We start from the raw sequence: 16,782 nt of genomic DNA, 5'->3' as shown, positions 1-16,782 counted from the left end.
CACGGCGACCCGCATGCGCCGGGCCGGCTGGGGCGCGGCGTTGCTGCCCGGGGGGGGCGCCGTGGCCTGGGCGGCGCTGGGGGCGGGCGGCTGGCCGGCGTGGGCGTTGGGCGGCGCGGCAGTGGCCGGTGCCGCGCTGGCCGATGCCTACCTGTCGTGGCAAATGGTGCGCCCGCTGCATGCCATCCGCTGCCATGCGCAGGCGGTGGCAGCGGGCAACCTCTACACCGAGCCACCCCTGGACCGGGTGGACGACATCGGTTTGCTCGCGCGCTCCGTCAACCAGGCCGGCCTCAACCTGCGCGCCCTGGTGGACGACGTGGCTGCCCAGGTGGCGGGGGTCAGAGCGGCCAGCGAGCAGATCGCCCAGGGCAATGACGACCTGTCCCAGCGCACCGAGCAGTCCGCCGCCAGCCTGGAGGAGACGGCCGCCTCCATGGAGCAGATCACCTCCACCGTCCAGCAAAACGCCGCAACGCCCAGTCCGCCAACGACCTGGCCCGCCGCACCATGGAGGCCGCCGAGGCCGGCGGGCGCGAGATGAGCGACGTCGCGCAGACCATGGACCGCATAGCCGCCGGCTCGCAGCGCATTGCCGACATCACCTCCGTCATCGACTCCATCGCCTTCCAGACCAACATCCTGGCGCTCAACGCCGCGGTGGAGGCGGCCCGCGCGGGCGAGGCTGGGCGGGGTTTTGCCGTGGTCGCGGGCGAGGTGCGCGCGCTCGCCCAGCGCAGCGCCGAGGCCGCCAAGGAGATCAAAGCCGTCATCCATGGCAGCGTGCAGCAGGTGGGTGCCGGGTTCACGCAGGCCCAGCAGGCGGGCGCGCGCATCGGTGCCATCGTGGAGCAGATCAAGGGGGTGGCGCAGCTCATCAACGAGATCTCGGCCGCCAGTGCCGAGCAGTCGGCGGGCGTCGGCCAGATCGGCGAAGCCGTGGCCATGCTGGACCAGGGCACGCAGCAGAATGCCGCGTTGGTGGAGGAGCTCTCCGGTGCCGCGCGCAGCCTACACGCGCAGGCGGAGCGACTGGCCGGGGCCGTGTCCGTGTGGCGCACCGGCGCACGCGGCTGACCGGAGCGCAGCACCATGCCGTCGTCGATGCCCAGTTCCGCGAACTCGGCGCACGATTCGGGCTTCCCCGCCTTTGTGATCGAGCAGGCCGAACACGCCTCGCAGCAGCAGTTTGGCTCCCTGGAGCGGGCGGTGTTCGATGCCGCGCCGGACGGCATCGTGATCGTCGATTGCCATGGCATCATCGTCGGTGCCAACCCGGCCTTGCTGCGCCTGACGGGCTACACCGAAGCCAGCTTGCTGGAGCGTCCGCTCGACATTCTGTTGCCCGAGGCAGCCCGTAGCAGCCACCGCCGGCGGCTGCAGCGGTTTTTCGCGCATCCCCACAAGCGGCCCATGGGCCGCATCGACGACCTGGCCCTGCGCCGTGCCGACGGCGGCCTGGTGCCGGTGGACATCGCGCTGGGTTTGGGCACCTGGCGCGAGCGCCCATGCGCGGTGGCCTTCGTGCGCGACGTGACCGAGACGCGCCGCCTGACCGAGCGGCTGCGCCATCTGGCTGCGCACGACGTGCTGACCGGGCTGGCCAACCGCGGGCATCTGATGCTGCAGTTGCGCCAGGCGGCCGCCGCTGCGGTGCGCCACGGCCACACGGCGGCGCTGCTGCTGTTGGATCTGGACGACTTCAAGGGCATCAATGACACCCACGGCCACCCGGTGGGCGACCGCGTGCTGCAGCAAGTGGCGCAGCGCCTGCGCGAGGCCGTGCGCACCGACGACGTGGTTGCGCGGCTGGGGGGCGATGAATTTGCCGTGCTGCTGCCGCGCGTGGGTTCGCCGCCCGACGCGCTGCGCGTGGCCGACAAGCTGCTCCTGGCGCTGGGGCGGCCGATGCGCATTGACGGCCTGCAGTTGACCGTCGGCGGATCGATCGGCGTGGCCTGTTGCCCCCAGGACGCCCGCAACGCCGATGCCCTGATGCGCGACGCCGATCTGGCCCTGTATGCCGCCAAGGCCGACGGGCGCCAGCAGCCCGCGCGCTATGCGCCGGCGCTCTCGCACGCGATGGACGAGCGCCCGTCTGGTGGGGCGGCTGCAGCACGCCCTGCGCCACGGGGGGCTGGCGCTGCATTACCAGCCCCAGGTGGATGTGCGCAATGGCGCGGTAGTGGGGGTGGAGGCGCTGCTGCGTTGGACCGATCCCGAGCTGGGCACGATCCCGCCGGCGCGCTTCACCCCCGTGGCCGAAGCCACCGGCCTGATCCTGCCACTGGGGGACTGGGTGTTGCACGAGGCCTGCCGCCAACTGCGCGTCTGGGGCGATCAGGGCCTGCACGTGCGCGTGGCGGTCAATTTGTCGCCGCAGCAGTTTCGCCAGCCGGGCCTGGCGGCACAGGTGCGCGACGTGCTGCAGGGGCACGGCGTGGTGCCCGCGCTGCTGGAGTTGGAAATCACCGAATCCCAGGCCATGACCGACCCCACCCGGGCGCGCCGCACGTTCACCGCGCTGGCCGACGAGGGGGTGACCATCGCGCTGGACGATTTCGGCACGGGGCACTCGTCGCTGGCGGTGCTCAAGCAATTGCCGGTGCAGCGGCTCAAGATCGACCGCACCTTCTTGCAGCACATCCCCGAGGACACCACCGACGGCGTGCTGGTGCGCGGCGTGCTGGCGCTGGCGCGCACCCTGCGGCGGGACGTGGTGGCCGAAGGGGTGGAAAACCCCGCGCAGCTGGATTTTCTGCGCCGCTACCGCTGCCCCGCTTATCAGGGCTGGCTGTTTGCCCCGGCGTTGCCGCCGGAGGCGCTGGCCGCCCGGTTGTCGGGCGGGGTGGCCGGCGGGGCGGTGGGCTGCCATTCGGGGTAGCGGTTGCGGCCGGCTGGACAAGTCGTGCACCATTGACAGCAGCACCCGGCGCCCCCGCACGTCAAAGGGCACCGAATACCCCTCGACGGGGCGGACTTCCCCGCTGGCCAGCCGGTGCGGGAAGAGAAAATAATTTCGTCCCTTCAGCGCGGCCAGTGTGCGCTCGGCCGCCACCTGCTCGGGGCTCAATGGGTTGATGTGCTGGATGCGCAGGCTGCGCAGGGTGGCCTGCGCGCGGCCATAGAAGCCCGAAGTGGCGGCGTTGCCATCCAGAATGGCGCCGCTGGCGGGGTCGACCAGCAGCATCGCCACCGTGTGGCGCGCGAAAACCTCGTCGAACGACAGGGCGCGGGCGTCGATGCTGGGGGAAGCAGCGGGGGAAGTCCCCGCCTTGCCGCCCGCCAAGCCCAGGGCGAGCAGCACGGCGGCGAGCCCTAAGCCGCGGCGCGACACGTTGCGGGTGACGCGAGGGGGCCCGACCGGACAGGCCGGTGGGGGTTATTGATCCTGCGGCGCCTTACAAGTGTTGATGCCGAAGATGGCGTAGGGTGGGCACCAGCCGATCAGGCCGGTGGCCAGCGGCACTACGCCGATCCAGCCCCAAAGGCCGACGGTGCCCGTGGCGGCCAGTGCGATGAGCACCAGGCCAAGCACGATGCGCAGGACGCGGTCGATACCGCCAACGTTACGGGTCATGGTGAAACCTCCTCTGGGATGGCCGAAATCGCCAACAATATGCCCGACTGTACGACGGCGGCTTGACATATGGCAAGCGTTCCACGTGAAACCCCATCGCCGCCCACGCTTGCACGAACGGTCGGAATTCGGACGCGTGCCAGCGCTAGCCGCACGACCGCTCGGCGCCGGGCCGCGTGGCATGTTCCAGCCGGGTCAGCCAGGCCAGCGCGTGCTGCGGCCCGTCGCCACACATATCGGCGCTGGGTTGCAGTCCCTGGCACACGGTGGGCCGCTCTGGTTGGCCGAACAGCCGGCAGCGCCGGGCGTCGTCCAGGTGCGGGCAGGGCACGCCGGCTGGCTTGCCGTGCGGCAGGCCGGGCATCGGGCTGCTGATCGACGGAGCGATGCAACAGGCGCCGCAGCCCGAGCGGCAGGACGTGGAGGCGTTCGGCATACCGAGTGTGGCGAGGTTTGGCGGCCAGGCGGTTGGCGTCAGGCGACGCTTTCGGTGATTTTTGTCACAAACGACGGCGTTTGGGCCTGGGGCCACCGCATCGCAGTTGGTGAGGGTATCTAGGCTGACAGTTTTTTGTGTCGGCCCAATCGCCGCGCGGAAGCGGCCGATGGATATTGCAACGGAGCGACCATGCGCATCAACCAGCCCGTCACCCAGCGAGAATACCCCTTCGATGGCCGGCAGACGCTCCTGTCGGTCACCGACGTCAAAAGCCGCATCACCTATGCCAACTCGGCCTTTGTGGCGATCAGCGGCTTCGATGCCGCCGAGCTGACCGGCCAGCCGCACAACATCGTGCGCCACCCAGACATGCCGCCGGAGGCCTATGCCGACATGTGGACCACGATCGAGGGCGGCGAGTCGTGGACCGCGTTGTGAAAAACCGGCGCAAGGATGGTGACCATTATTGGGTGCGTGCCAACGCCACGCCGATGCTGCGCGACGGGCAGCTCACCGGTTACCTGTCGGTGCGCACCGCGCCGACGCGCGCCGAGATCGACGCCGCCGAAAATCTCTACCGGCGCTTTCGCGAGGGTCAGGCGCAGGGCCTGGCGTTCCACAAGGGGCTGATCGTGCGCACCGGCTGGCAGGCCTGGCGCAGCCTGCCGCAGCGGCTGTCCACGGCCGCGCGCATCCGCCTGGCGGTGTGGGGCACGGCCATGCTGCCGGTGCTGGGGGGGGCGATCATGGCGGCGCTGGGCGGGTCTTGGCTGGCCGAAGGTGCGGTGGCGGCCGCCGCACTTCTGGCGGACGTGTTCCTGACGCGGCAGATCGTGGCGCCACTGCGCGCGATCCGGTGCCAGGCGCAGGCGGTGGCCAGCGGCTCGCCGGGCGAGAACCTCAACCTCGACCGCGTCGACGACATCGGCATGGTGCTGCGCGCCATCAACCAGTCGGGCCTCAACCTGCGCGCGCTGGTGGACGACGTGGCGCGGCAGGTCGGGGGCTTGAGCGCGGTGGCCGAGCAGATTGCGCAGGGCAACGAGGACCTGTCGGCGCGCACCGAGAGCAACGCCGCGAGCCTGGAGCAGACCGCCGCCTCGAGGGAGCAGCTCACCGCCACCGTCAAGCACAACGCCGACAGCGCGCAGCAAGCCAGCCAGCTGGCCGCAAGCGCCAGCGGCGTGGCCGCCGCTGGCGGCCAAGTGGTCCAGGACGTGGTGCGCACGATGGAGCGCATCACCGCCAGCTCCCAGCGCATCGAGCAGATCGTCGCCGTCATCGACAGCATCGCCTTCCAGACCAACATCCTGGCGCTCAACGCCGCGGTGGAGGCCGCGCGCGCCGGCGAGGCCGGCCGGGGCTTTGCGGTGGTGGCCGGCGAGGTGCGCTCGCTTGCCCAACGCAGCGCCGAGGCTGCCAAGGAAATCAAGGCGCTGATCCAGGGCAGCGTGGCGGAGGTGCGCGGCGGCGCCGAGCTGGTCGCGCAGGCCGGTGAGCGCATGGGCGAGATCGTCGCGCAGGTGCGCCAGGTCACGCAGCTGGTCAACGAGATCTCGTCCGCCAGTGCCGAGCAGTCCAGCGGCGTGGCGCAGGTCGGCGAGGCGGTGGCGCAGCTGGACCAGAACACGCAGAGCAACGCCGCGCTGGTGGAGGAGATCGCCGCCGCGGCGCGCAGCCTGTACCAGCAAGCCCGGCGGTTGGGCGAGGCCGTGGCGGTGTGGCGCAGTGGTGCGGTAGCCGATCGGCCTGGGGCGGGAACGGTCCGCTTGCTCCGATGATGGTGTGCTGCCCGCGCACCCGTATGGGGTTGTCGGCCAACGTCTCGCTGAAAATGCTCACATGATCGCGCGGCGCTGGTACGTCAACTCGGTTGGCCTGGGGTCAGCCGGGGTAGTGGCGTGGTGCACCGTTGACGCCGCGTGGGCGCAGGCGGCGCGCCGGCTGCCGGTGCTGCTGGCCGGCTGGTGCCGTGTCTGGGCCGCAGAGACAGGCGCGTGTTGGTGGTGGACGACGAACCAGCCAACCTGCGCCTGCTGCAGCGCACGTTGACCCGGTGCGCGGCAAGCCCTGCCATTCAGGGCGGGAAAGGATAGCGCGGACGGCGTAGCCGTCCTTGTCTTTGTCCAATGGATCTTGTATACTGCACGGTTAAGGGCGGGACACGCCCGGCTAGCCTGTGAAGTGAGCGGCCCATGCCGCCAGCAGCAGGAACCCACCGAAGCGACTCAGGGGTGGCTCAATGCCGCACCTAAGCGCGGTAGGAATCTCTGGCCTTTGGGCCGGGGAGGATGTCAACAGTCACGGCTACACCCAGATCGAGGCGATCCACGACCCGCGCGAGGTGCTGCCGCGTTACCAGGCCGCACGTGCGAACCCGATCCTGCTCGACCTCAACATGCCGCACCTGAGCGGCTTCGAGGTGATGGCGCAGCTGCGCGCGCTGGCCGATCCACTGTTGCCGCCGATCGTCGTGCTGACGGCGCAGCCGGGGCGGGATTTCCTGTTGCGCGCGCTGGATGCCGGGGCGCGCGGCCGAATACCGCGACGAGGAAACCGGCCACCACATCCTGCGCATGAGCCACATGGCCGCGCACCTGGCGCGCACGGTCGACTGGGATGCGGCGGCCGTGGAGCTGATGCTGCACGCCGCGCCGATGCACGACATCGGCAAGATCGGCATCCCGGACGCGATCCTGCGCAAGCCGGGGCGCTTCGAGCCGCACGAGTGGGAGATCATGAAGACGCACGCCGCCATCGGCGCGCAACTGCTCGACGGCGACGACTCGGACCTGCTGCGCATGGCGCGCGACATCGCCTGGACGCACCATGAGAAGTGGGACGGCAGCGGTTACCCGCGCGGCCTGGTCGGCGAGGCCATCCCCAAGGCCGGTCGCATCGTCGCACTGGCTGACGTGTTCGATGCGCTGACCTCGGTGCGGCCGTACAAGCGCGCCTGGCCGGTGAAGGAGGCGGTGGCGCTGCTGCGCGAGCAGCGCGGGCGACACTTCGAGCCGCGGCTGGTGGACGCCTTCTTGGACGAGCTGCCGGCGATGCTGGAAATCCGTGCGCGCTGGGCCGATCCGGAAGGGGTGTTTTCCCCGCGCGTCGGCGCGTTATCGCCCGACGGACGATAATTATGGGTTTTTCAGCGACGGTGCCGGGTGACCTTGCATGGCCGGGGTCGGGCGGCAGAGGTGAAAGCCGATGTGGTATCCCCAAGAGTTCGATGTCATCGTCGTCGGCGGCGGCCACGCCGGGACCGAGGCTGCGCTGGCCGCGGCCCGCATGGGCTGTCGCACGCTGTTGCTGACCCACAACATCGAGACCTTGGGGCAGATGAGCTGCAACCCCAGTATCGGCGGCATCGGCAAGGGGCACTTGGTCAAGGAGGTGGACGCCCTGGGCGGCGCAATGGCCATCGCGACCGACGAGGGGGGCATTCAGTTTCGCGTCCTCAACGCCAGCAAGGGTCCAGCCGTGCGCGCCACTCGGGCGCAGGCCGACCGCAAGCTGTATAAGGCCGCCATCCGCCGCCGCCTGGAAAACCAGCCCAATCTGTGGCTGTTTCAGCAGGCCGTGGACGACCTGATGGTGGAAGGCGACCGCGTGGTCGGGGCGGTGACGCAGATTGGGTTGCGCTTTCGCGCCCGCGCCGTCGTCTTGACCGCCGGCACCTTTTTGGATGGCAAGATTCACGTCGGCCTGCAGCACTACAGCGCGGGCCGCGCGGGCGATCCGCCGGCCATCAATCTGTCCGCGCGCCTCAAGGAGCTGCAGCTGCCCCAGGGGCGGCTCAAGACGGGCACGCCGCCGCGGCTGGATGGTCGCACCATCGATTGGTCGCGCTGCACAGTGCAGCCCGGCGACGGTATGCCGGGCTCCGACACCGAGGGCCAACCGGTGCCGGTGTTCAGCTTCTTGGGCCGGCCCGAGATGCATCCCGCGCAGATGCCGTGCTGGGTGACGCACACCAATGCGCGCACGCACGACATCATTCGCAGCGGCTTCGATCGCAGCCCGATGTTCACCGGCAAGATCGAAGGCGTCGGGCCGCGCTATTGCCCCAGCGTGGAGGACAAGATCAACCGCTTTGCCGACAAGGACAGCCACCAGATCTTTCTGGAGCCGGAGGGGCTGGACACGCACGAGGTGTACCCCAACGGCATTTCCACCAGTCTGCCGTTCGACGTTCAGTATGCACTCGTGCGCTCCATCGCGGGACTGGAGAACGCGCACATCCTGCGGCCCGGCTACGCGATCGAGTACGATTACTTCGACCCGCGGGCGCTGCGCTCGACCTTCGAGACCAAGGCCATCCGGGGGTTGTTTTTCGCCGGGCAGATCAACGGCACCACCGGTTACGAGGAGGCCGCCGCGCAGGGCCTGTTTGCCGGCGTGAACGCCGCGCTGCAGGTACAGGGGCGCGAGCCCTGGGTGCCGGGGCGCGACGAGGCTTATCTGGGCGTGCTGGTGGACGACCTGATCACCAAGGGCGTGACCGAGCCGTACCGCATGTTCACCAGCCGGGCCGAGTTCCGGCTGCAACTGCGCGAAGACAACGCCGACCTGCGCCTGACCGAGACGGGACGTCGCCTGGGGCTGGTGGACGATGCGCGTTGGGACGCTTTTTGCCGCAAGCGCGATGCGGTTTCACGTGAAACCGAGCGCCTGAAGTCCACCTGGGTCAACCCGCGCATCGTCTGTGCGGCGGAGGCCGAGCGCGTGCTGGGCAAGGGCATCGACCACGAGTACAACCTGTTCGACCTGCTGCGCCGACCAGGCGTGAGTTACGCCGCGCTGATGTCGTTGGAAGGCGGGCGGTTTGCCGCTGGCGGTGTTTCACGTGAAACGCTGGCCGAGCTGTATGCCCCGGTGGTGGAGCAGGTGGAGATTGGCGCCAAGTACGCCGGCTACATCGAGCGCCAGCGCGACGAGGTGCAGCGCGCCGCCGCCTACGAACATTTGAGGCTGCCCGCCGACCTGGACTACATGCAGGTGGCGGCGCTGAGCATCGAGGTGCGGCAAAAGCTGCAGAAGCATCGGCCGGAAACCCTGGGGCAGGCGGCGCGCATTTCGGGCATCACGCCGGCGGCGATTTCGCTGTTGTTGATCCACTTGAAGCGCGGGCGCTTCAAAGGCTTCGAGGGGGCGATCGCCTCTGGTCCGCAGGACGCGCCCAAGGCGGCGCCCGGCGAGGCACGCGCCGCATGATGATGGACTCGCTGGAGGCCGCCCTGCGGGAGGGGTTGGCGGTATTGGGTCTGGCCCTGCCGGATGCGGCTGTGCGCCAATTGCTGGACTACGTGGCGGCCCTGGAGCGGTGGAATCGGGTGTACAACCTGACCGCCGTGCGTGCGCCGGCGGAGATGCTGACCCACCACCTGTTGGACAGCTTGGCGGTGGTCGCGCCGTTGCGTCGCCATCTGGGGCTGCCGCCGGTGTCCGTCCAGGTGCCCGAAGGGGGGTCGACGGCTGCGGTTCGCGTGCTCGACGTCGGCTCCGGCGGCGGGTTGCCCGGCGTCGTTCTGGCCATCGCCTGCCCCGATCTGCAGGTGACCTGCGTGGATGCCGTGGCCAAGAAGGCGGCATTCGTCGGTCAGGTGGCGGCCAGCCTGCGTCTGCCCCATTTGCGCGGGGTGCATGCTCGCGTCGAGTCGTTGGCGGGGCCATTCGACCTGATCTGCTCGCGCGCTTTTGCGTCGTTGGCCGATTTTGCGACCTGGTCGCGTGCAGCGCTGGCCCCGCATGGGGTGTGGATGGCGATGAAGGGGCGCGTCCCCCACGACGAGATCGCCGCTCTGCCGGCCGACGTCGAGGTGTTTCACGTGGAACTGCTGACCGTGCCGGGGCTGCAGGCCGAGCGCTGTCTGGTCTGGATGCGGCCGGTGCGCGCGGAATCCCCGTAAACTCCAGCCCTCCGGCGCGGTGCGTTTCGCGCCGGCTTGTCGCTTCAGCCTGCGGGATCAGCCATGTTTGGTATTGCCGATTACGGTGCCTTCGTCGTTGCCATTTTGGTGTTTCTGGCCATCCCGGGGCCCGGCAATCTGGCACTCGTCACCGCCACCGGCAAAGGGGGCGTTCGCGGGGGACTGGCCGCCATCCTTGGTGTCATTGCCGGAGACCAGGTGCTGATGTGGCTGGCCGTGGCGGGCGTGGCGGCGCTGCTGCTGGCCTATCCGGCCGCGTTTGCGGCGGTGCAGTGGCTGGGCGCGGCCTATCTGGCCTGGTTGGGGGTGCGCATGCTGCGGGCGCGGCCGGGTGCGGCACCGGTGCTGCATCTGCGCGCCGGGCAATACTTTCGGCAAAGCCTGATGATCACCCTGCTCAACCCCAAGGCGATCGTGTTCTACATGGCCTTCTTTCCGTTGTTCGTCAATCCGGCGCGGCACCAGGGGCTGGTGACCTTTGGCGTCATGGCGGCCACCATCGCGGCGCTGACCTTTGCCTATGGGGTGGTCGTGGTCGGCTTGACGCACCGCTTGGCCGAACGGTTGCGCGCCAGCCCCCGGCTGACCACGTGGCTCAATCGGGTGGCGGGCACGCTGCTCGTGGGCTTTGGTCTGAAGCTGGCATTGTCCAAATGAGCCACGAACGGATAGGGGAGGAGGGTTGAGCATGGCGCGCGTGTTCTGCATTGCCAACCAGAAGGGCGGGGTGGGCAAGACGACGACCACGGTCAATCTGGCGGCGGGGCTGGCCCAGGTGGGTCAGCGGGTGCTGATGGTGGATTTGGACCCGCAGGGCAACGCCACCATGGGCTCGGGCGTGGACAAGCGCACCCTGGCCCCGACGGTGTACGAGGTGCTGCTGGGCACCGCTGCCGTGCGCGAGGCCGTGCGCCGCAGCGATGCGGCTGGCTACGACGTGCTGGGCGCCAACCGCGAACTGGCCGGCGCCGAGGTCGAGCTGGTGGCGCTGGAACAGCGCGAACACCGCCTGCGCGACGCTCTGGCGGCGGTGCAAGGCGACTACGACTTCGTGCTCATCGACTGCCCGCCGTCGCTGAGTCTGCTCACCCTCAACGGCCTGTGCGCGGCGCACGGCGTCATCGTGCCCATGCTGTGCGAATATTTCGCGCTGGAGGGGTTGTCCGATCTGGTCAACAGCATCAAGCAGGTGCATGCCAACCTGAACCGCGACCTCAAGCTGATCGGGCTGCTGCGGGTGATGTTCGATGCGCGCATCACGCTGCAGCAGCAGGTCAGCGAACAGCTCAAGGGGCACTTTGGCGACAAGGTGTTCGATAGCGTCATCCCGCGCAATGTGCGGCTGGCCGAGGCGCCGAGCTACGGGCTGCCCGGCGTGGTGTTCGACCCGTCGGCCCGCGGCTCTAAGGCCTTCGTCGATTTTGCGCGCGAGATGGTGGCGCGGGTCGAGCGGTTCTGACTGGGGGGGGAACATGGCGGTGCAGGTGCTGACGCTGCCGGGCTGGCTGAGCAGCGGCCCGCGACACTGGCAGACCCGCTGGGAGCAGCGGCACGGCTTTGTGCGCGTGGAGCAGCACGACTGGCTGACGCCCCGGCGAGGCGACTGGATGGCGCGGCTGGAGGATGTGGTGGGCGATGCCGTCGGGCCGGTGGTGCTGGTGGCGCACAGCCTGGGCTGCATTCTGACGGCGGCGTGGGCGGCGCACTCGCGCCACACCGGCCGCGTGCGCGGCGCGCTGCTGGTGGCGCCGGGGGATGTGGAGCAGCCCGATTTGGCCGCGCACCTGCCCGGCTGGGCGCCGATCGTGCGCAGGGCGTTGCCGTTTCCCAGCGTGTTGGTGGCTAGCCGCGACGATCCCTGCTGCCGCTTCGCGCGCGCGCAGGCACTGGCCGCGGACTGGGGCAGCCGCTTCATCGACGCCGGCTCGCGCGGCCACCTGAACGCCGAATCCGGCCTGGGCGACTGGCCCGAGGCCCTGGACTGGATCGCCCCGTGGCGCGATGCTGCGCCTGGGGTCTGACACCCTGCACGAAACGGACACGAACCATGGTGAACAAAAAACCCAAAGGCCTGGGCCGCGGCCTGGAGGCGCTGCTCGGCCCCACGGTCGAGGCCGAGGCCTCAGGCGCCGACACGCCGCGCCAATTGCGCCTGAGCGATCTGGTGCCCGGCGCTTACCAGCCCCGCACCCGCATGGACGAAGGTGCGCTGTACGAGCTGGCCGAAAGCATCCGCGCCCAGGGCGTGATGCAGCCAGTGTTGGTGCGCCGACTCGCCGACGACGTGGGGGCGCAGCGGCTGGCGGCTTGGCACGCCAGCGCGGCCGGGCAGCCCTTTACTGAGGATGGCACGCGCGGGGCGCGCCCGGTGTACGAAATCATCGCCGGCGAGCGGCGCTTTCGGGCCGCGCGGCTGGCGGGGCTGGAGGAGGTGCCCGTCCTGGTGCGCGAGGTGCCCGACGAGGCTGCCGCGGCGATGGCGCTCATCGAAAACATCCAGCGCGAGGACCTCAACCCGTTGGAAGAGGCACAGGGCCTGCAGCGCCTGATCAAGGAGTTTGGCCTGACGCACGAGCAGGCGGCGCAGGCCGTCGGCCGCTCGCGCAGCGCGGCCACCAACCTGCTGCGCCTGCTGCAGTTGACCGAGCCGGTGCAGACCATGCTGATGGCCGGGGATCTGGACATGGGCCATGCGCGCGCCCTTCTGAGCCTGGACCGCGCGACGCAGATCACGGCAGCGCACCAGATCGCCGCCAAGGGCCTGTCGGTGCGCGAGGCCGAGTCGCTGGTCAAGCGCCTGGCGGCGGAGTTTGCGCTGACGCCCCCGCGCCCCAAGGCCGAGAAATCGCGCGACGTGCGCCGGGTGGAGGAGGAGCTGTCCGAACTGCTCGCCGCCGAGGTCGAGGTCCGGGTGAAAAAGCGCGTCAAGCGCGGCGGCCGCGTGCAGGAGCAGGGCGAGCTGGCGATTGCCTTTGGCTCGCTCGACGAGCTCAATGGTCTGATCGAGCGACTGCGCGGGCTGCACGGGTGAAACCGCGCCGCGCCACGCCCGCGCCCGACCGCTGGCCCCTGCCGGCACTGGTGCTGTGGCTGGCGGCCTGGGCCGGCTTTGCCGCCCTGCGCGTGGGCTTGCAGCGCCCGGTGGCCGAAGCCTTCGGCATCGCCGCCCTGCTGGCCATGCTGTGGGCGGTGCGGCATGGGGGAACGCCCATGCGGCGCATGGTCATGGCGCTGGGGTTTCCGCTGTCGTGGGTGCTGGCGGCCGGTGTGCTGCCACTGCCGCCGGCCTGGGTGTGGGCGTTGCTGCTGCTGGCGGCACTGGCGCTCTACCCCTGGCGGGCCTGGCGCGATGCCCCCCTGTACCCAACCCCGCCAGGGGCCTTGGACGGGTTGCGCGAGGCCATCTGGTTGCCCCCGCGCGCCTGCATCCTGGATGCGGGCTGCGGCCTGGGCGATGGCCTGCTGGCGCTGGAGCGCGCCTACCCGGACGCGCGGCTGACCGGCATCGAGCGCGCTTGGGTGCTGCGCCTGCTGGCGGGCGTGCGCTGCCCGGCCGCTCAGGTGCGCCATGGCGATTTTTGGGCGGCGGACTGGTCGGCCTATGACATGGTGTACCTGTTTCAGCGCCCGGAGACCATGCCGCGCGCAGCCGCCAAGGCCCTGGCGGAGTTGAAACCCGGCGCCTGGCTGGTGAGTCTGGAGTTCGATGTGCCGGGCTGGACCCCGGCGGTGTGCTGGCGCTGTCCGGACGGGCGGCCGGTCTGGGGCTATGCCATGCCCCCCGAGCCGGCGGCCGGTTCGCCAATCGGAGGCTGAGACGCGCGCCAGCGCGCCAACACCGACTCGGCCGCGTCGGGCCGGCCGTGCAGATAGCCCTGCTGCAGGACGTGGGGCCAGCGGCCAAAGAACGCGGCCTGCTCGGCCGTCTCCACCCCTTCGGCCACCACCCGCAGCCGCAGCCGCTCGGCCACGGCGATGATGGCCTCGACCAGCGCGGCGTCGTCCGGATCGTTCGGGGCGTCGCGCACGAAGCTGCGGTCGATTTTGATTTCCTGGATCGGCAGCCGCTTCAGGTAGGACAGCGACGAGTAGCCGGTGCCGAAGTCGTCGATCGAGAAGTGCACCCCCTCCCGCGTGAGGGCCAGCATGCGCTCGATGACGGCGTCGATGTCCTCCACGACCACGCCCTCGGTCACCTCCAGCACCAGATCGGCCGCCGCGGCCCCGTGGGTGTGCAGTGCGTCCAGCACCTCCTGCACGAAGTGCGGGCGGTGGAACTGGCGCGGGCTGACGTTGACCGCGATGGGCAGGCGGGTGCCGGCGCGGGCCAGTTGGCCCAGGTGCGCGCAGGCGGCCTGCAGCACCCAATGGCCCAGGGGCTCGATCAGGTCGCACCCTTCGGCCACGGGCACGAACTCGGCCGGCGACACCAGCCCGCGCACCGGGTGCTGCCAGCGCACCAGGGCCTCGGCTGCGCGCCAGTGCCCCTGGGCATCGGCCTGCGGCTGCAGGTACAGCCGCAGCTCGTCGGCGGCCAGGGCGCGGCGCAGCTCTTGCTCGATGGTGAAGCGCCGCGCCACCGCCGCCCCCATGGCGTCGTCAAAAAACACGCTCTGGTGCCCGCCGCGCTCCTTGGCACGACGCAGGGCCGTGTCGGCGCGCCGCAGCACATCCAGCGGGGTGTCGTCGCCATCGGTGGGCAGCACGGCGATCCCGATGCTCAGCGTGATGCTGACCGCCACCTCGCCTGTGGCCGGGTCCCGGGCCGGTAGCGGCCATGCTCCAGCGCCTGTTCGAGGGCATGCCGCATCGCCGTGGGCGGCGGGGCATCGGGGGCTTCGCGCCAATTGTCCCAGCCCTCCCGCAGCCCCCGGCGCTGCGACATCAGCCGGGCATCGTTCAGGCGCTCCTCGTGCCAATCGGTCAACTGCGCCTCTGTTTGGCCCGCAGCATCTGCCCCAGGTGGATGGCGGCATCGTGTTGGGCCTGTTGGTAGCGCTGCGCGAGCGTGATGCCGGTGACCCCGAGCACGGTGCCGATCAGCAGCCCCACGCCCCAGCGGGGGATGACGCGTGCCGGTGGCCCACCGTTCGGCACCCCGTCGGCGCTGGCGGTGGACCAGCGGTACAGCAGTGCATACAGGGCCACCGAGGTCAGCGCGACGAATGCCCACCCCTTGAGCAGACTGGTCCGCGCTAGGGTCTCGGGGTCGGGAATCCACCACAACAGCAGCGTGTCCGACAGCTTGATCCACAGGGCCGACAGGGTCGCGTACAGCGTCACCACCCACAGCGCCAGCCGCTGCCGGCGCGCGGTGCCATCGGACGCGGGAGATGGCGGGGGCCGCATGGCAGAGCGCGCGCGGTCAGCGCGCGACGATCTTGCCCGGGTTGAGGATGTCGTGCGGGTCCAGCGCCGCCTTGATCGCGCGCATCAGCGCCAGCGCGCCGTCGCCGGCCTCGGCCCGCAGGAAGTCCATCTTGTGCAGGCCGACGCCATGCTCGCCCGTGCAGGTGCCGCCGCTGGCCAGGGCGCGCTCGACCAGCGCCTGGTTCAGCCGCTCGGCGGCGGCGCGCTCGGCCATGTCGTCCGGGTCGATCAAATAGCCCATGTGAAAGTTGCCGTCCCCCACGTGCCCGACCATGAAATAGGGGATGCCCGCCGCGTCCGCTTCGGCCACGGCGGCCAGCACATTGTCGGCCAGCCGGCTGATCGGCACACAGGCGTCGGTGGTGATGGCGCGGCAGCCCGGGCGGCTTTGCACGCCGGCAAAGTAGGCGTTGTGGCGCGCCGTCCACAGGCGCGTGCGCTCCTCGGGCGTGGTGGCCCACTCGAAGGCCTGGCCGCCGTGCTCGTCGGCGATGGCCTGCACCATCTCGGCCTGCTCTTGCACGCCGCTGGGCGAGCCGTGGAACTCCATCAGCAGCATGGGCTCCTCGCGCAGGCCCAGCTTGCTGTGGGCGTTGACGGCACGCACGGTGCGCGCATCCAGCAGCTCGCAGCGCGCGATGGGGATGCCCATCTGGATGACGGCGATGGTGGTGCGCACCGCCGCCTCCACGCTGGGGAAGGAGCAAATGGCGGCCGAAATCGCCTCGGGCAGTGGGTACAGGCGCACGGTGATTTCGGTCATCACGCCCAGCGTGCCTTCGCTGCCCACGAACAGGCGCGTCAGGTCGTAGCCGGCGCTGCTCTTGCGCGCGTGCGTGCCCGTGCGCAGCACCTCGCCGCCGGCCGTCACCACCTCCAGGGCCAGCACGTTCTCGCGCATGGTGCCGTAGCGCACGGCGTTGGTGCCGCTGGCGCGCGTGGCGGCCATGCCGCCGATGGATGCATCCGCGCCCGGATCGATGGGGAAGAACAGCCCCAGGTGTTTGATGGCCTCGTTGAGCTGCTTGCGCGTCACCCCGGGCTGCACGGTGGCGGTCAGGTCCTCCGGGCGCACGTCCAGCACCTGGTTCATGCGGCTGACGTCTAGGCTGATGCCGCCCTGCACGGCCAGCAGATGCCCCTCCAACGACGAGCCGACGCCAAACGGGATGACCGGCACGCGCCACTGCGCGGCGATGTGCAGCGCATCGGCCACGTCGGCCGTCGATTCGGCAAACACCACCGCGGCGGGTGGCGGGATGTGGGTGTAGGCCGACTCGTCGCGGCCGTGCTGCTCGCGCACGGCCAGTGCCGTCGAGCAGCGCGCCTGAAACCGGGCCTGCAGGGCGGCCAGGGCGTCGGCCGGCAGCGGCCGCGGCTGCACGTCGGGCAGCAGGGGGGCGGACATGGGGGCGTTCATGGGCTCTCCGGGGGCGGGCGGACGGCGCCAAGCGGGTTTCCGA

Annotated in this window: 16 protein-coding genes and 3 pseudogenes; 14 read left to right on the top strand and 5 right to left on the bottom strand. The window is 70.3% G+C overall.

Features of this window, described 5'->3' with window-relative positions; all coding sequences use genetic code 11:
- From V7026_RS07790 to V7026_RS07775, 4 genes and pseudogenes are all read left to right on the top strand, one after another.
- Positions 1-544: methyl-accepting chemotaxis protein (locus V7026_RS07790; RefSeq protein WP_334154835.1), on the top strand; the 544-nt coding region annotated here is incomplete at its 5' end.
- A complete protein-coding gene (locus V7026_RS07785) occupies positions 511-1,077 on the top strand; it encodes a methyl-accepting chemotaxis protein (protein WP_334154834.1) in 567 nt (188 codons plus the stop codon). The genes V7026_RS07790 and V7026_RS07785, both read left to right, overlap by 34 nt.
- Positions 1,078-1,092: 15 nt before the next feature.
- Positions 1,093-1,989, top strand: a pseudogene (locus V7026_RS11450) (diguanylate cyclase domain-containing protein); the annotation flags it as partial.
- Positions 1,990-2,101: 112 nt separating this feature from the next.
- Positions 2,102-2,884, top strand: coding sequence for a putative bifunctional diguanylate cyclase/phosphodiesterase (locus V7026_RS07775; RefSeq protein ID WP_334154832.1), 783 nt, complete (start codon positions 2,102-2,104; stop codon positions 2,882-2,884).
- A 498-nt stretch (positions 2,885-3,382) separates the two neighbouring features.
- Here the strand turns inward: V7026_RS07775 and V7026_RS07770 are convergent, their stop codons facing one another.
- Both V7026_RS07770 and V7026_RS07765 read right to left on the bottom strand, forming a co-directional pair.
- Complete coding sequence (locus tag V7026_RS07770; protein WP_068608042.1) at positions 3,383-3,580, bottom strand: YgaP family membrane protein; 198 nt, start codon at positions 3,578-3,580, stop codon at positions 3,383-3,385.
- 145 nt (positions 3,581-3,725) lie between these two features.
- A complete protein-coding gene (locus V7026_RS07765) occupies positions 3,726-4,016 on the bottom strand; it encodes a YkgJ family cysteine cluster protein (RefSeq protein WP_334154831.1) in 291 nt (96 codons plus the stop codon).
- Between the two features lie 192 nt (positions 4,017-4,208).
- Between V7026_RS07765 and V7026_RS07760 the strand changes: the two are divergent.
- From V7026_RS07760 to V7026_RS07715, 10 genes and pseudogenes are all read left to right on the top strand, one after another.
- Positions 4,209-5,800 (top strand): annotated as a pseudogene (locus V7026_RS07760) (methyl-accepting chemotaxis protein).
- A 461-nt stretch (positions 5,801-6,261) separates the two neighbouring features.
- Positions 6,262-6,504: pseudogene (locus V7026_RS11445) on the top strand (response regulator); the annotation flags it as partial.
- A 91-nt stretch (positions 6,505-6,595) separates the two neighbouring features.
- Complete coding sequence (locus tag V7026_RS07750; RefSeq protein ID WP_334154829.1) at positions 6,596-7,156, top strand: HD-GYP domain-containing protein; 561 nt, start codon at positions 6,596-6,598, stop codon at positions 7,154-7,156.
- Between the two features lie 70 nt (positions 7,157-7,226).
- Positions 7,227-9,233, top strand: coding sequence for a tRNA uridine-5-carboxymethylaminomethyl(34) synthesis enzyme MnmG (mnmG, locus tag V7026_RS07745; protein ID WP_334154828.1), 2,007 nt, complete (start codon positions 7,227-7,229; stop codon positions 9,231-9,233).
- Entirely contained in the window at positions 9,233-9,928 is a 696-nt protein-coding gene (rsmG, locus tag V7026_RS07740; protein WP_334154836.1) for a 16S rRNA (guanine(527)-N(7))-methyltransferase RsmG, read from the top strand. Before mnmG ends, rsmG begins: the two co-directional genes overlap by 1 nt.
- Positions 9,929-9,991: 63 nt before the next feature.
- The gene (locus tag V7026_RS07735) at positions 9,992-10,606 is read left to right on the top strand and encodes a LysE family transporter (RefSeq protein WP_334154827.1); all 615 of its coding nucleotides are present in this window, start codon (positions 9,992-9,994) and stop codon (positions 10,604-10,606) included.
- 31 nt (positions 10,607-10,637) lie between these two features.
- Positions 10,638-11,408, top strand: coding sequence for a ParA family protein (locus tag V7026_RS07730; protein WP_334154826.1), 771 nt, complete (start codon positions 10,638-10,640; stop codon positions 11,406-11,408).
- A 13-nt stretch (positions 11,409-11,421) separates the two neighbouring features.
- Positions 11,422-11,970, top strand: coding sequence for an RBBP9/YdeN family alpha/beta hydrolase (locus V7026_RS07725; protein WP_334154825.1), 549 nt, complete (start codon positions 11,422-11,424; stop codon positions 11,968-11,970).
- 26 nt (positions 11,971-11,996) lie between these two features.
- Complete coding sequence (locus tag V7026_RS07720; RefSeq protein WP_334154824.1) at positions 11,997-12,980, top strand: ParB/RepB/Spo0J family partition protein; 984 nt, start codon at positions 11,997-11,999, stop codon at positions 12,978-12,980.
- Complete coding sequence (locus tag V7026_RS07715) at positions 12,977-13,765, top strand: class I SAM-dependent methyltransferase (protein WP_334154823.1); 789 nt, start codon at positions 12,977-12,979, stop codon at positions 13,763-13,765. The genes V7026_RS07720 and V7026_RS07715 overlap by 4 nt, the downstream gene beginning before the upstream one ends.
- Here V7026_RS07715 and V7026_RS07710 read toward each other — a convergent pair.
- Genes V7026_RS07710 through V7026_RS07700 form a run of 3 tightly spaced genes read right to left on the bottom strand, consistent with a single transcriptional unit; the run spans position 13,717 to position 16,739 of the window.
- Positions 13,717-14,925, bottom strand: a complete 1,209-nt coding sequence (locus tag V7026_RS07710; RefSeq protein WP_334154822.1) for a putative bifunctional diguanylate cyclase/phosphodiesterase — start codon at positions 14,923-14,925, stop codon at positions 13,717-13,719. The genes V7026_RS07715 and V7026_RS07710 overlap by 49 nt on opposite strands.
- The gene (locus V7026_RS07705; RefSeq protein ID WP_334154821.1) at positions 14,873-15,298 is read right to left on the bottom strand and encodes a hypothetical protein; all 426 of its coding nucleotides are present in this window, start codon (positions 15,296-15,298) and stop codon (positions 14,873-14,875) included. Before V7026_RS07705 ends, V7026_RS07710 begins: the two co-directional genes overlap by 53 nt.
- A 16-nt stretch (positions 15,299-15,314) precedes the next feature.
- On the bottom strand, positions 15,315-16,739 hold the full coding sequence (locus tag V7026_RS07700; protein WP_334154820.1) for an FAD-binding oxidoreductase: 1,425 nt from the start codon (positions 16,737-16,739) through the stop codon (positions 15,315-15,317).
- Positions 16,740-16,782: the final 43 nt, after the last annotated feature.

Origin of the sequence: Tepidimonas sp. (genome assembly GCF_036825565.1) — a bacterium.
Classification (GTDB): Bacteria; Pseudomonadota; Gammaproteobacteria; order Burkholderiales; family Burkholderiaceae_C; genus Tepidimonas.
This window is presented reverse-complemented; position numbering and strand designations above follow the sequence as displayed.

What these genes read in the sequence shown, in the direction of transcription:
- V7026_RS07785 (WP_334154834.1), top strand. Translation starts at nt 511, where the DNA reads ATGGAGGCCGCCGAGGCCGGCGGGCGCGAGATGAGCGACGTCGCGCAG.
- V7026_RS07770 (WP_068608042.1), bottom strand. Translation starts at nt 3,580, where the DNA reads ATGACCCGTAACGTTGGCGGTATCGACCGCGTCCTGCGCATCGTGCTT.
- V7026_RS07765 (WP_334154831.1), bottom strand. Translation starts at nt 4,016, where the DNA reads ATGCCGAACGCCTCCACGTCCTGCCGCTCGGGCTGCGGCGCCTGTTGC.
- V7026_RS07750 (WP_334154829.1), top strand. Translation starts at nt 6,596, where the DNA reads ATGAGCCACATGGCCGCGCACCTGGCGCGCACGGTCGACTGGGATGCG.
- mnmG (WP_334154828.1), top strand. Translation starts at nt 7,227, where the DNA reads ATGTGGTATCCCCAAGAGTTCGATGTCATCGTCGTCGGCGGCGGCCAC.
- rsmG (WP_334154836.1), top strand. Translation starts at nt 9,233, where the DNA reads ATGATGGACTCGCTGGAGGCCGCCCTGCGGGAGGGGTTGGCGGTATTG.
- V7026_RS07735 (WP_334154827.1), top strand. Translation starts at nt 9,992, where the DNA reads ATGTTTGGTATTGCCGATTACGGTGCCTTCGTCGTTGCCATTTTGGTG.
- V7026_RS07730 (WP_334154826.1), top strand. Translation starts at nt 10,638, where the DNA reads ATGGCGCGCGTGTTCTGCATTGCCAACCAGAAGGGCGGGGTGGGCAAG.
- V7026_RS07725 (WP_334154825.1), top strand. Translation starts at nt 11,422, where the DNA reads ATGGCGGTGCAGGTGCTGACGCTGCCGGGCTGGCTGAGCAGCGGCCCG.
- V7026_RS07720 (WP_334154824.1), top strand. Translation starts at nt 11,997, where the DNA reads ATGGTGAACAAAAAACCCAAAGGCCTGGGCCGCGGCCTGGAGGCGCTG.
- V7026_RS07710 (WP_334154822.1), bottom strand. Translation starts at nt 14,925, where the DNA reads ATGCCGCCATCCACCTGGGGCAGATGCTGCGGGCCAAACAGAGGCGCA.
- V7026_RS07705 (WP_334154821.1), bottom strand. Translation starts at nt 15,298, where the DNA reads ATGCGGCCCCCGCCATCTCCCGCGTCCGATGGCACCGCGCGCCGGCAG.
- V7026_RS07700 (WP_334154820.1), bottom strand. Translation starts at nt 16,739, where the DNA reads ATGAACGCCCCCATGTCCGCCCCCCTGCTGCCCGACGTGCAGCCGCGG.